Source organism: Candidatus Omnitrophota bacterium (genome assembly GCA_028716565.1).
Lineage (GTDB): Bacteria > Omnitrophota > Gorgyraeia > Pluralincolimonadales > Pluralincolimonadaceae > Pluralincolimonas.
Window position 1 is genome coordinate 343,624 of record JAQUPL010000001.1, and the last position, 12,941, is coordinate 356,564.

Annotated in this window: 13 protein-coding genes and 1 tRNA gene; all 14 read right to left on the reverse strand. The window is 53.3% G+C overall.

The annotated features are described in order from the left end of the window. Nucleotide 1: 1 nt before the first annotated feature. Nucleotides 2-1,432 (reverse strand): AmmeMemoRadiSam system protein B, encoded by a 1,431-nt coding sequence (amrB, locus tag PHO67_01810; GenBank protein MDD5545882.1) that lies wholly within the window; start codon nt 1,430-1,432, stop codon nt 2-4. Nucleotides 1,433-1,467: 35 nt separating this feature from the next. After that, nucleotides 1,468-1,543, reverse strand: a tRNA-Ala gene (locus PHO67_01815). 69 nt (nt 1,544-1,612) lie between these two features. Further along, entirely contained in the window at nt 1,613-2,077 is a 465-nt protein-coding gene (locus tag PHO67_01820) for a pyridoxamine 5'-phosphate oxidase family protein (protein MDD5545883.1), read from the reverse strand. Then, on the reverse strand, nt 2,055-2,897 hold the full coding sequence (locus PHO67_01825) for a tetratricopeptide repeat protein (protein MDD5545884.1): 843 nt from the start codon (nt 2,895-2,897) through the stop codon (nt 2,055-2,057). Before PHO67_01825 ends, PHO67_01820 begins: the two co-directional genes overlap by 23 nt. A 4-nt stretch (nt 2,898-2,901) precedes the next feature. Then, nucleotides 2,902-3,219 (reverse strand): divalent-cation tolerance protein CutA, encoded by a 318-nt coding sequence (locus PHO67_01830; GenBank protein MDD5545885.1) that lies wholly within the window; start codon nt 3,217-3,219, stop codon nt 2,902-2,904. Nucleotides 3,220-3,224: 5 nt separating this feature from the next. Continuing rightward, the gene (locus PHO67_01835) at nt 3,225-3,422 is read right to left on the reverse strand and encodes a winged helix-turn-helix domain-containing protein (GenBank protein ID MDD5545886.1); all 198 of its coding nucleotides are present in this window, start codon (nt 3,420-3,422) and stop codon (nt 3,225-3,227) included. 250 nt (nt 3,423-3,672) lie between these two features. Then, on the reverse strand, nt 3,673-4,461 hold the full coding sequence (locus PHO67_01840; GenBank protein MDD5545887.1) for an energy transducer TonB: 789 nt from the start codon (nt 4,459-4,461) through the stop codon (nt 3,673-3,675). Then, complete coding sequence (locus PHO67_01845; protein ID MDD5545888.1) at nt 4,407-4,814, reverse strand: biopolymer transporter ExbD; 408 nt, start codon at nt 4,812-4,814, stop codon at nt 4,407-4,409. Before PHO67_01845 ends, PHO67_01840 begins: the two co-directional genes overlap by 55 nt. Beyond that, the gene (locus PHO67_01850; GenBank protein MDD5545889.1) at nt 4,815-5,438 is read right to left on the reverse strand and encodes a MotA/TolQ/ExbB proton channel family protein; all 624 of its coding nucleotides are present in this window, start codon (nt 5,436-5,438) and stop codon (nt 4,815-4,817) included. Between the two features lies 1 nt (nt 5,439). After that, complete coding sequence (locus tag PHO67_01855) at nt 5,440-7,923, reverse strand: tetratricopeptide repeat protein (GenBank protein MDD5545890.1); 2,484 nt, start codon at nt 7,921-7,923, stop codon at nt 5,440-5,442. 34 nt (nt 7,924-7,957) lie between these two features. Beyond that, nucleotides 7,958-10,750 carry an excinuclease ABC subunit UvrA gene (gene uvrA / locus PHO67_01860; GenBank protein MDD5545891.1) on the reverse strand — a complete coding sequence of 931 codons (2,793 nt, stop codon included), beginning with the start codon at nt 10,748-10,750 and terminating at the stop codon, nt 7,958-7,960. A 70-nt stretch (nt 10,751-10,820) separates the two neighbouring features. Beyond that, nucleotides 10,821-11,048 (reverse strand): hypothetical protein, encoded by a 228-nt coding sequence (locus PHO67_01865; GenBank protein MDD5545892.1) that lies wholly within the window; start codon nt 11,046-11,048, stop codon nt 10,821-10,823. 100 nt (nt 11,049-11,148) lie between these two features. Continuing rightward, nucleotides 11,149-11,958, reverse strand: coding sequence for an aspartate dehydrogenase (locus tag PHO67_01870; protein MDD5545893.1), 810 nt, complete (start codon nt 11,956-11,958; stop codon nt 11,149-11,151). Nucleotides 11,959-11,965: 7 nt separating this feature from the next. Then, on the reverse strand, nt 11,966-12,940 hold the full coding sequence (gene nadA / locus PHO67_01875; GenBank protein MDD5545894.1) for a quinolinate synthase NadA: 975 nt from the start codon (nt 12,938-12,940) through the stop codon (nt 11,966-11,968). Between the last annotated feature and the right edge of the window lies 1 nt (nt 12,941).

Sequence of the window (12,941 nt, forward strand, 5' to 3'; positions counted from 1 at the left end):
GTTATTCCTCTCCGAAGACCTGCGCGGTGAAGCTATACAATTCCGTCTTCTTGTCTTTCCAGGCATCTGCCGGAAGTCCGGCCTTATGCGCGCAGAGGTTGGAAAGGAACTCGTCCCTGGACCAGCCTGTCTCCGTCGCCACCTGCGGCAGGAAGACGCCGCTATTAAAACCGCGCTTTACTATCACACCGTGTGTGCCCATCTTTATCTCGGTTATCTCCTGGACGCGTTTCGGCTGGGAAAGGACCGATATCTCTATCTTTATATCCTTGAGCTCACCGGGGGAGACCGGTTCGAATCTCGGGTCGTGCGAAGAGGATTGCACCGCCATATCGCGGACCGTCATCCAAAGGGGCTGGGTCCCGATTATGTTGCCGATGCACCCCCTGAGCTCACCCTTCTTGTGTAAAGTCACGAACGCCCCTTCCTGGGCGAGCAGGCCGGGATCGGTCTCTTTGAATTCCGGTATCTTGCCGTTCCTGACGGATGACTCGACGGTCTTCCGCGCTATATCCAGTAGTTCTTTCTTTTGCCCGGAGTTCAACATGCCTCCCTCCTCTTTATATTTATAAATGACCGCGCTGGCGTAACCGACTACCCGGCTTTTGTCCCCGGCCGTATCGCCGGAATTGGCGTATTTAAGGATCTGGACCTTATCTGCGCCGAGGGCCTTGCCCGCGATCATAGCGGTTACTACCGGACCTGAGCCGCAAAGTTCGCACTCGCGGGCCGATGCCGATTCGGCGAAACGGGCCGCGTCAAAATTGAGCAGTTCGGATAATGTGACCCGGTCCTTAGCTATAGCGTCGTCATATTTGAGGTAATGCGAAAGGTCTGTGCTCGCCACTATAAGGACCTTCCTGCCTCTCTCCTTTATCACCTTAACAAGGCCTCTTGCGAGCTTGTTGCACGTGGCATAATCGGGCCGCCCCATCAACAGGACAACTATCTTGAAATCTTTCAACGACATCTGGAGGAACGGGATCTCAACCTCGGCCGAATGTTCTTCCTCGAATGCCCGGGGATTTTTGCGCAATGTATCTTTTTCAACCCTGGCCAATCTCCCGGTAAATTCAAGGTCTATAGGGAGATCGCCAAGCGGCGTACGGTAAAGGTCCTTCTCGAGATAGGCTACGCCGTCGAAGAGGGTAAAGTGGCTTATCCCTATTATCACGACGGTGTCATATTTTCTTCCGGATATGGCCTTATAGCCGTAAGCGGCGACCGGGCCGGAATATATATAACCGGCGTGGGGCGAAATGAGGGCTATTATATCGCCGTTGACGGCCTCGGGTTTTGCATCATTAAGATATTTATTGATCTGGCCTGCGAGCAATACCGATTCGGCGGGATAGAACGAGCCGGCGACCACCGGCTTCTGGATGTCCGCATCCTTAGAGAAGACCGGCGAGGAGAGTGACAATAAGGCCACTAAGAAAAAGAGTTTTTTTCGCATAGCCTTTCAAATGGTGGAGCTGGGGGGGATCGAACCCCCGACCTCTTGAGTGCGATTCAAGCGCTCTCCCAGCTGAGCTACAGCCCCGATGCCGACAAAAAATGACCCGGCCAGAATGGATATTATAACAAATTAAGGGGAATTAGTATAGGCAATCTATAATTTTTCCCTTTTCAGTTCTCCGCTTGACCTGATCTCGACCACTTCGCTTATTTTTACCTTGAAAACGACCACCTTGTTCGGGAAAGCCGCTTCGAAATTCGTATGGCCCTCCCCCCGCAGGACGCCCTCGACTATACGCCTGGATGAAAGGCTTAGCCCTTTTTTCTGGAATTCGTCCACGAACTTATCGTATGATGCGCCGGTCGAGAGTATTTCCACCGGCCCGTTTATCTGGTAACCTGTCAGGCTGTCCCTGTCGGTAACGGCAAGCGATACCTTCGGGTTCACCACGAGATTCTGGAATGTCCTTCCGATGACATAATCTATCATGTATATATGGTCATTCTCGACCTTCAGGAAAAGTTTCGGGGCGACGTTCGGGTTCCCCTCCAGGTCGCAGGTGGCAACGGCGATGAAGTCGTCGTCCTTTAATATCTCATTTATTTTCTTTGCTATCATCGGCTTTCTTCTTTTCGGCCTCGAGCGTTCGTATGGTCACCTCGGCGTCTTTGGCTATCTCTTTGTCCTGTGAAATATCCAGCTCGATGGCTTTTTTATAAGCCGTGATGGCCTCGTCGATGCGCTTGAGGTCCTCGAGCGCGACCCCTTTATTTATATACGCCTTGGCGTAATCCGGCTTCAGCTCGATGGCCTTATTCAGGTCCGGGAGTGCAAGGTCGCACTGGTTCTTGTAGACACGTGCCATTCCCCTGTTGAAATACAGGACGTACGAAGTGGGATCGGCCGCAATAGCCTTATCGAAATCCGCTATGGCCTTGTTGAACTGCCCCTTATATTCGAGAAGGACCCCGCGGTTCTGGTACGCCTCGGTGTATTCGGGGCTGACGTCTATCGACTCGGAGAAATTGGATATCGCCTTGTCGAGGTTGCCCTGCGACATATAAGCGATCCCCTTGCTTATGAAAGCATACCCGTAATTAGGGTTCTCTTTTATGGCCTTGTTATACATCGCAATGGCTTCGTCCCATTTTTTCTGCGTAGCCAATTTTTTGCCCTGGAAGACGAGTATGGCCGTCTCCCTCTTCGCTTTTTGTTTCAAAACGTCATCGATGGCGTGCATCTCCAGCCTGGCATAGGGATATACCGAATCGTCGCCCAGTGATTTTTGGAATTCCGCCCTGGCTTCTTCAAGATTTCCCTGAGACGCCAGCTCAATTCCCTTGAAATAAGCGTCGCCGGCGGCCGAACCGGCGCGGCAAAGAGAAGGAAAAACCGCAAATACGGCGATCAACATTGCCAAAAAGGTCTTTTTTGTCATGTATTTATCTCCTGGTCGATTCTTCTATCCAGCGCATATAACCCGTGCTTCCTTTTGTAAGAGGCAGGGCCGTTATCTCCGGGCATTCGTATGAATGCAAACTCTTCACGGCCTTCTCGACCCGGGAAAAGAGGTTCTCCCTGGTCTTCGCTATTAAAAGGTATTCCTCAGACGCCTCTATCCTGCCCTTCCATGCATATATCGACCTGATAGAGGGTACAATATTGACGCACGCGGCCAATTTTTTCTCCACAAGGGCACGCGCGATCAGCCCGGCTTCTTTTTTTGAGCCGGCAGTGACCAGGATAGCTATCTTCTTCAACCCGCTTACCTGCGAAGAAAGATCTTGTAGTCCTTCTCGCCCTCAAGGACCACGTGCCCTTCCCTGGCGAGCCAACCCAGGCTCATAAGAATGACATCGCGCGGTTTATCTATCCCCGCGCATAACTGGGAGAGGCTCACCTCGCCGTGCTCGTCAAGGTAATGCCATATCTCACCGGCCGTGATTCCAATTTCGGTTATCATCCCTTTACCTCCTTTTCTTGATTCGCAATCTGTTTCTTGTTATAACTTCCGCATCTCGGGCATACCGATATATCCGAATGCCTGCTGTCTATATAAAAAAATGTGCAAACTGAGCAGTGCCACACGTTCCTGTCCGAGGCTGAACGGTTAGGCAGGGTTTTCACCCTTTCGAAAAAAGCCCAATAAATGATAAGGACCCCTACGCAGACGGTTAAATACAATGCCGCCGCCCACGACAACTCGATAGTTATCATCTCGTCTCAGCTTTATTGAGCGAAAAATTCAATCTTACGGTCCCCCATTGCTCTTCCTTGGGGCCCGCGGCCTTAAGCGGCGCGAACTGCCATTCCTTTAGATATCGCATGGCGATTATATCCACCGTCGGATGGCCGGACGAAGACAACCTCTCTACCGCCCCGACCCTGCCTTCCGGAGATACCAGGAATTTCAATTTTACAGAAAATTTGTTCCCAAGCCTGTCGAGATCAACACCCAAGCTCTCGTCCCACCGGAGGTTGGTTGGAAGCTCCGGTTTGTAAATGACCTCCCTGAACCTCGCCGGCCCCTCTATCTCCGACGGGTAGGTCTTGTACGCGACCTTTATCTCGTCAAAGGGTTTTTCAGGGACCTGTTTCGCGTATAACGCCGCGCCGGCCGGAGACTTTTCTTCCATCTCCTTGAGCACATCGAGATCGGAGACGCTCTCCAGTCTCCCGCTCCCGCCCGGAATCGCACTATCCCCGGCCATCAACGGGCTGACCGCGAGGTCCCGCAACCGCACGATGCCTGTGTCAGCGGCGTCCCGGGCCTGGCCCGGCGCCGGAAAGACCGGCCCCTCTTCCAGGATAGAACCTATAAAAGAAACGGCCGATCCCGGCCTGTTCATCGGGGCAGGCGCCGAAACGGATATCCTTACCGAAGAAAGCCAAAATAAATGCAAAGCCAGCGAGGCGGCAAGCGCCAGCGCGAAGATATGCCTGCCTGTTATCTCACCTGTGTCGTAGCTATGTTGACCTGCCGTATTCCCGCTTTCCTGCATATATCCCAGACCTCCACTACGCGATCCAGCGAAGTGCCCTTATCGGCCTTTATCAGGATCGAATCTTTTTTGGGCAGCGCCTCTATCCTTGAGGCGAGTTCCTGGGGCGAGACCGCGTCGCTCCCCAGGTATAATACCTTTTCCCTGGTAATAGTTATGACCTCGGCCCTCGGCCCGGCCGTCTCGGAGGTAACCGCATTCGGCAGGCTTACCTTGATACCCGCCTGGGTCTGCGCCGAATAGCTCCATGTCAGGAGGAAAAACACAAGAAGAAGCAATACGCAATTGGCGAGCGGCACCGCCTCGATGAACCGGCTGTCTATGGCTTTCAACCGCGAGAAATTGAACCTCATCTATTCCGCCTTCTTTTCGGAGAGTATGTTAACGAGGTCAGTCGCGCCTATCTCCATCTCGCGTATTATATAATTTATCCTGTTTACAAAATAATTATACGCCGTGACCGCCGGAATAGCAATAAGTAAACCCGCGACCATGGCTATGAGCGCCTGCCATATTCCCCCGGATATGTCCGCCGGCGTAACAGGGCTTAAAGCCGCGGCCTTGACCTGTATCTTCTGGAATATCTCCGCCAGCCCTATGGCGGTCCCCAGAAAACCCAGCAACGGGCTTATCTGCGCGATGGTGCCGAGCACGCCGATATTCTTCTCAAGCTTAGGTATCTCGTGGAGTGCTGCGTCTTCTATCGCCTCCTTGACCTCCTGCCTCGTCCTGTCGTATTTCAGTATGCCGGCCTTAAGGACCCTGGGGAGAGGGCCCGGGGACTTGTCGCACATCTCGATCGCCTCATCGGCGCGGTTCCTCTTGAGAGAATAGGAGATCTCTCCCATGAATTTTCTCGTATTTATCTTTATCCTCTGCACATAGATGAACCTCTCGATGAAAACGGCGAAAGCGATGACCGAACACAGGAGGATCGGCACCATCATCGGGCCGCCCCTTATTATCCATTCCATCATATTATTTTACCTCCCCGGTTTTTTCTGGGACGTTATTTTCCATCCAGTCAAGCCTTTCCCTTGCGTATTTCGCCTCTTGCAGCTTAGTGCCGGAAAGCTCCTCATAGATCTTCCTCGCGTCTTTCCACCTGCCCTTGTTCTCGAAGAGCGTGGCGGCCCGCAGCCCGGCCCTGCCGGACCATTTCGTCAACTCAGGATAAAGATATTTGACTTTAAGGAATTCGGCGATGGCCTGGTCCGCGTCACCCGCCTCCTCGTAGCACTCCCCGATCAAAAATTGGGTCTCGGCATTGAAATTACTCTGCGCCTCGGTTATAGCGAGGCGGTACCTTTCTATCGCCGCGTTATACAATTTCCTTTGCTTGAAGATATCCCCTATCTTCTTGTCCGCGACCTTCTCGAACTGGGTCCCGGGATATTTTTCGGTTATGCCCTTAAGCTCTTTTACGGCGTCATCGGCGCGCCCGCTCTCGGCGAGGATATCCCCCACCTTTATCGTGCTCTCCATCGCCGCCTTTGAGGAAGGATACGCCTCTATTATGTGCTCGAATTTCCGCGTAGCCCCTTCGACGTCGCCGGTCTTATAAAGTATGAGGGCGAGCCAATATTCCGCCTCGGCCGATGAGCCGCCCGGAGGCGACTTGGCGGCCAGGGCGTCAAAATACGCCTTAGCCTTGGTGAATTGGCCCTTATTGTAATAATATTGCCCCTCCCACATCCTGACATCGTCGCTTATATCTGAGTTGGGGTATTTCGCAAGGTAGTCGTCGAATTGAGACAGCGCGTCCTTCTCCTTGCCCCACTGGTAATAACACCAGCCTATCTCGTAAAAACTGAGCCGGGCGTGATCGGAAGCGGGATTCTCTTTGATGATCTTGCTGAACGCCGATATCGCCTCCCCGTATTTCGCCATGTTAAAGAGGCAATTCGCCTGCTGGAAGAGGACCTCGGTTATGTCCTGGCCTTTCGGATATGCCGCGATAAATTTCTGGAAAGCCTCGTTCGCGGATTTGAAATCCCCGTTCCGGAAATACGAAAGGCCGAGATGCTGGAATGCGTCTTCCCTGAGCCTCGAATTGGGAAAGTTGCCAAGCAGGCTCTGGAAAGCCAGGACCGCGCCGTCATAATCGCCGGCCCGGAACATCGTTATCCCAAGCTGGTACTGGGCGTAATCGCAGATGAGGGAATCCCTGTAATCCTTCAGTATCTCGTCGTAAGACCGCTTCGCCTTCTCGTAATCTTTAAGGTCAAGGGCCGTGTCGCCTATGAGGGATATCGCGCTGGCCTTCAGGTTCCTGTCACGGGACAGCTTCACGACCTCCTCGAAATCCTGGACCGCCTTCTGCGGGTCTTTGAGCCGCAGGAGCGTCCAACCGAGGTTATAATAGAATTGCGGCAGGAGCGCCGAGGCCGGGAACTTCAACAGGGCCTCTTCGTAGATTTCCTTTGCCTCCGCATACTTCTCGAGGTTATAAAGGCAGTCCCCTTTCCACAAATAAGCGTCGCCCAACACCGCGGAATTCTGGAATTTCATTATCAGCTCGTCATAACTTGCCGCGGCATTTGGATAATCCTTCATGGAAGTGTAACATTGCCCCGTGCCGAATATGGCCGAGTCGGTCAACGGGCTCTCCGGATAACTGCCGCGGAAGGCCAAAAAAGCACCTAGCGCGGACTTATAGTCCGACGCCTTGAAATACGCCCAGGCTTTTCCGTATAACGCGAAAGGAGCCCATGCGGCCGAGGGGGTTATCTCAAGGGCCTTGGCGTAGTCTTTCGCCGAGGCCGCGTAGTCCTTCAATGAGTAATCGATCTCTCCCAAAAGATAATACGCCTCCGGTAATTTCTTCGAGACGGGGAATTCTTTCAAAAAATCCTCAAGCTGTTTCTTTGCGTCAACGGTCTTTCCGCCCATGAAGACTGACTCCGCTATCTTATATTTCGCGTCGGCGGCAAGGCTGTTGTTGGGGAATTTTTTTAAAAAGGCGCCGAAAGACTCGACCGCGGTTTCGTATTGTTTCAGGTTGTAATAGCACCATCCTTTCGAATAATAGGCGAACGGAATGTATTTGGATGCGGGGAACGAATCTATCACTTTCTGGTATTGGCCAAGGGCCTGCTTGAAATCCCTGCTCCGGAAATAGACCTCGGCGGACCAGTATGCCGCCTCGTCGTAAAAGCGTTGCGCCGAAGCGGATGAGGCCACCAGGTCGAACTCGTTGAGCGCCTGCGCGTTCTTGCCCAGCATAAGGTATGACCTGCCGAGGACGAGATGCGCCTCATCCCTGTATCCGCTTTGCGGATAATTGGCAAGGAATCGCTCCATCTGCTCCATGGAGATGTCGTAAAACTGGTCCTCAAAAGCCTTTTGGGCAAGGACGAAATCGTCCTTCGCAGGATCTGTCCGCCCCGCATCGGCCGGGAAGGCGGCAGGCGACATAACCGTCAGGAATATAAGGGAATAAAGAAAGGATTTGATCCGCATGGCAACCTTAATATAACAGAAAGAAACTGTTTCTTCAACCTTTTTGGGACAATAACTTACCCAGGTAACTGCCCGTATACGACTTCCTGTTCTTCGCGACATCTTCGGGGCTGCCCGCGGCGACAACTTCCCCTCCTTCATCGCCGCCCTCAGGGCCGAGATCAATTATATAATCAGAGGTCTTGACCACATCAAGGTTATGCTCTATGACCAAGACCGTATTTCCCTGGTCTGTAAGGGCATGCAGCACTTTTAGAAGTTTATCGACATCTGCGAAATGCAGGCCGGTCGTGGGCTCATCCAGGATATATAGAGTCCTTCCTGTGGAGCGTTTAGAGAGCTCAGTAGCGAGCTTCACCCTCTGCGCCTCGCCTCCTGAGAGCGTCGTCGCGGACTGCCCAAGCTCCACATAGCCCAGGCCTACATCGTTTAGGACCTGCAGCTTCTCCCTTATCCTCGGGATATTCGCGAATAACGGCAGGGCGTCCTCGACCGTCATTTTAAGGACGTCGTTTATTGAATGCCCTTTGTAAAGGACCTCGAGAGTCTGCTGGTTGAACCTCGCTCCCTTGCATACCTCGCATGTGACATAGACATCCGGCAGGAAATGCATCTCGACTTTTATCACACCGTCGCCCTGGCAGGCCTCGCACCTGCCGCCCTTGACGTTAAAACTGAACCTGCCCGGCCTGTAGCCCCTTATCTTCGCCTCAGGCAATCTGCTGAAGAGGTCGCGGATCGGGGAGAACATTCCCGTATAAGTCGCGGGGTTCGAACGCGGCGTACGGCCGATAGGCGACTGGTCGATGACTATGACCTTGTCTATATTTTCGGCCCCTGTTATCCTGTCGAAATCCCCGGGTTTCTCTTTAGCCCTGTAAAACTTTTGCGCGAGCGACCTGTAGAGTATCTCGTCTATCAGGGTGGATTTGCCTGAGCCGGACACCCCGGTGACGCATACGAACACCCCGAGCGGGATAGTGACGTCTATATCCTTCAGGTTATGTTCGCGCGCTCCTTTTATCTCAAGGGATTTCCTTCCCTTGAGATCCCTCCTGGCAAGCTTCGGCTCGATCTTAAGTTCCTTTTTCAGGTATTTCGCGGTAAGGGAATCCTTGCATTTCATGAACTCTTCGAGCGGCCCGGCGCAGACGACCTTTCCGCCGTGCTTCCCCGCGCCCGGCCCGAGGTCGACGATGTAATCGGCGCTCCTTATGGTCGCCTCATCATGCTCCACGACTATAAGGGTGTTGCCTAAGTCCCTTAGAGCCTTGAGGCTTTCGAGTAATTTTGTGTTATCGCGTTGGTGGAGGCCTATAGACGGCTCATCGAGGACATAGACGACGCCGACCAGGCCTGAGCCAATCTGCGTAGCGAGCCGTATCCGCTGGGATTCGCCGCCCGAGAGCGTTCCGCTGGCCCTGTCCAGGGTAAGGTAATCAAGCCCGACGTCGGCCATGAACTTGAGCCTCGAGAGGATCTCCTTCAGCGACTGGCGGGCTATCATCGCCTCTTTTTCGCTGAGGTCGAGGCCCGTGAAGAACCCCCTCGCCTCTTTTACCGACAACGCGGTCACTTCATTTATCGGTTTGCCGCCGATCTTGAACGCGAGCGATTCCGGCCTGAGCCTCGCGCCGGCGCATTTGGGGCACGGCAGGACAGACATATATTTATTTATCTCTTCCTTCAGGAATCCGGATTCTGTCTCGCGGAAGAGCCTCTCGAGCTGAGGGATGACTCCCTCGAACTTCCTGCCCCATACCTCGATATCCGCTCCATAAAGTATTATCTTCCGGATCTCCTTATTTAATTTGTCGAAAGGCGTGTCGAGATCGAAATGGTAACGGTCCGCGACCTCCCTTAAAACACCGCGGTAATACAACAGGTAGCCCCGACCGCCGCGCTTCCAGGCCTCGATCGATTCCATGACAGGCTTGGATCTATCGGGTATCACGAGGTCTGCGTCTATCTCGAGTTTCGTGCCGAGGCCGTTGCAGACCGGGCAGGCCCCGTACGGGGAATTGAACGAGAATGATCGCGGTGACGGCTCCTCATAGCTTATACCGCAATCGACGCACGCGTAGAGCTCGCTCATGAACCGGTCCTTCCTGCCGTCGTTGACTATTAGTACGCCGCTTCCTGCCTTGAGCGCCGTCTCTATCGAATCTGCGAGCCTCCTTTTGGAGTCGGGCTTGACCTCCAGCCTGTCGACGACGATCTCGATCGAATGTTTCTTATCCTTGTCTAACTTTATCTCATTCTCCAGCTCCGCGATCCTGCCGTCGACCCTTACGCGGGTATAACCGTCCTTTTTTATCTCCTTAAAAAGTTCCTTATATTCCCCTTTCCTCCCCGCTATCTTCGGCGCCAGTATGCTGATCTGCGTCCCGGCAGGCATCTTCAGGACCTGGTCGACTATCTCCTGTGACGACTGCCTCGCTATCTTCTTCCCGCAGTTATAACAGTAAGCCGTGCCTATGCGCGCGAACAGGACCCTTAAATAATCGTATATCTCAGTGGTGGTGCCTACGGTGGAACGGGGATTTGAGCCGGCGGTCTTCTGCTCTATCGATATCGCGGGAGACATCCCCTCGATGTTGTCGCAATCCGGTTTTTGCAATTGTTCCAGGAATTGCCGGGCATACGCAGACAGGCTGTCGATATACCTCCTCTGTCCTTCGGCATAGATGGTATCGAAGGCGAGCGAGGATTTACCGGAGCCCGAGAGCCCGGTAAATACTATGAGCTTGTTCCTGGGTAATTTCAGGGAGACATTCTTGAGGTTGTGGACCCTCGCCCCCTGTATATGTATATATCCTTTATCCATATCCATCCCAAATAGAGAGGCGGAGCAGTAGACTGCTCCGCCGTCTAATACGATCCGTAATTAAAGAAGCTTACCTACCGCCTCTCTTCATCTTCGCCTTAGATACATCACCCTGTTTGTCGATGAAGTAGAGATAACCCTTCTCTCTCTTGACTTTGAGTTTGACGACCTTCTTGGGCGCGCCGCCTTTTTTGCCGCCTCTCGCCATCTTCGCCATCGAGACATCACCCTGTTTGTCAAGGTAGTAGAGGTAACCCTTCTGTCTCTTGATGCCTGCTTTAGCTACTTTCTGAGCCATGTGCTCACCTCCCTTCTTAAATGAACCCATGGTTTATGCCGTATATGAGCATAAACCATATGGCCGAATTTAATCCCGCCTCAGGCGGGATTTATTCCATTTATGTCCCTATCTTGACCTTCCCCAGGATACCGTCCAGCGTAGCCATGGCCGAAAGGACCGCCATGTAACTGGTCTTCGGGTTGCCCGGCGAAGGGACGTTCTCTGTCCTGGCGGTAAGCCTTCCGAACGCGCCTTCTGCCTCTATCTCGTGTATGTTCCTTTTTATCGACGGGGAAGCGATTATCTTGACCCTCGTCTTGCCCGGGCCGATGCCGCACAGGCTTAATGTCGCCGCGACGTTTATGTTCGCGGGAAAACCTTCCATCGCCTTGAACGCGTCGCCCTCAAAAAGCACCTTATCCGTCTTTATCTTCCCCAGGTCTATATTATGTTTGACCACATACGGAGCGCCCCTGAACCCCTCGGGCGGCTTCCTGGTGGTAAGCGTGACCTTTTTTATCCCGGATAACTTCGAGGCCTTGAGCCCGTCAAGCCCGCATATTGCACCGCTCGGTAAATATATATGCGATTTTTTCTTTTCCGCGAGCTTGAAGAGCGCCTTATAACTTTTAAGCAGGCCGCCGGTGCTCATCACCATGACATCCCTTCCGGCTTTTACCGACCGGCTCGCTATATCGCCCGAAATTTTGGCGGAGGCAGCCTCGATGACGAGGTCCACGGAACTTATCAAACCCTGTACCGATGCGACCCTGGGCCTTGCTTTCAACCCGGCGGAAAGGCTTTTTGCCTTCTTATAATCCGCATCAGAAAGAACGGTGACTCTCGCCCTGCCTCTTAATTTGCCGTCAATATGCGCGGCTATCCTCGAACCGATCGTGCCGCAGCCTATTATGCCGACTTTTACCATGGTTATTTCAATATCCCGCCGCCGCCGAGAGCGGCTTCTCGCCGGATACCCCAAGCATCCTGTCAAGCGACTGCTTCGCCTTCGCCTTGACATCCTCCGGCACCTCGACTTTATAGACCATATTCTCCAGGGAATGCGCGAGCCAGCCGAGCGTGGTGAGTTTCATGCTCGGGCAGATAAGGTGCGAGGTCGCGAGGAAGAACTCCTTGCCCGGGTTCTCCTTCTTCAGCCGGTAGAGCATCCCCGATTCGGTGCCTATGATAAATCTCTTCGACTTGGACCCTTTTATATATTTGAACATCCCGCCGGTCGAGCATATGTGGTCGGCCAGGGCCAGGACATCGGGTTCGCATTCCGGGTGGGCTATAAATTCCGCGTCAGGGTAATTCTTCCTCACTTCCAATATATCTTCTTCCTGGACCCTTATATGCGTCGGGCAGAATCCCTTCCAAAGGATTATCTCCTTGTCCCGCACCTGGCTCTGGACATACTGGCCCAGGTTCCTGTCCGGGATGAATATTACGCGTTTAAACTCTTTAAGGGATTTGACTATCTCTATCGCGTTCGAGGAGGTGCAGCAGATATCGCTCTCGGCCTTTACCCGCGCCGAGGAATTTACGTAGCAGACTACAGCCGCGTCGGGATATTGCGCCTTCAGGGCGCGGACCTTCTCGGCCGTTATCATATCGGCCATCGGGCATCCCGCCTCGATGACCGGAAGGAGCACTGTCTTGTCGGGATTGAGTATAGCGGCGGTCTCGGCCATGAACGTGACGCCGCAGAAGACTATGACCTTGGCGTCTGTCCTGACCGCTGCCTGGCTGAGCGCCAGCGAATCTCCCGTGATATCGGCCAGCTCCTGGACCTCGTCGCGCTGGTAATTATGCGCGATTATGACGGCGTTGCGCAGTTTCTTTAGCTGGAGGATCTTATCTTTTAGTTGTTCGTTATAAGTAGCTTCTGGGTTAGAGGGGTTCTCGATC

What these genes read in the sequence shown, in the direction of transcription:
- PHO67_01845 (MDD5545888.1), bottom strand. Translation starts at nt 4,814, where the DNA reads ATGAGGTTCAATTTCTCGCGGTTGAAAGCCATAGACAGCCGGTTCATC.
- PHO67_01840 (MDD5545887.1), bottom strand. Translation starts at nt 4,461, where the DNA reads ATGCAGGAAAGCGGGAATACGGCAGGTCAACATAGCTACGACACAGGT.
- PHO67_01870 (MDD5545893.1), bottom strand. Translation starts at nt 11,958, where the DNA reads ATGGTAAAAGTCGGCATAATAGGCTGCGGCACGATCGGTTCGAGGATA.
- PHO67_01855 (MDD5545890.1), bottom strand. Translation starts at nt 7,923, where the DNA reads ATGCGGATCAAATCCTTTCTTTATTCCCTTATATTCCTGACGGTTATG.
- PHO67_01820 (MDD5545883.1), bottom strand. Translation starts at nt 2,077, where the DNA reads ATGATAGCAAAGAAAATAAATGAGATATTAAAGGACGACGACTTCATC.
- PHO67_01825 (MDD5545884.1), bottom strand. Translation starts at nt 2,897, where the DNA reads ATGACAAAAAAGACCTTTTTGGCAATGTTGATCGCCGTATTTGCGGTT.
- uvrA (MDD5545891.1), bottom strand. Translation starts at nt 10,750, where the DNA reads ATGGATAAAGGATATATACATATACAGGGGGCGAGGGTCCACAACCTC.
- PHO67_01865 (MDD5545892.1), bottom strand. Translation starts at nt 11,048, where the DNA reads ATGGCTCAGAAAGTAGCTAAAGCAGGCATCAAGAGACAGAAGGGTTAC.
- PHO67_01835 (MDD5545886.1), bottom strand. Translation starts at nt 3,422, where the DNA reads ATGATAACCGAAATTGGAATCACGGCCGGTGAGATATGGCATTACCTT.
- PHO67_01850 (MDD5545889.1), bottom strand. Translation starts at nt 5,438, where the DNA reads ATGATGGAATGGATAATAAGGGGCGGCCCGATGATGGTGCCGATCCTC.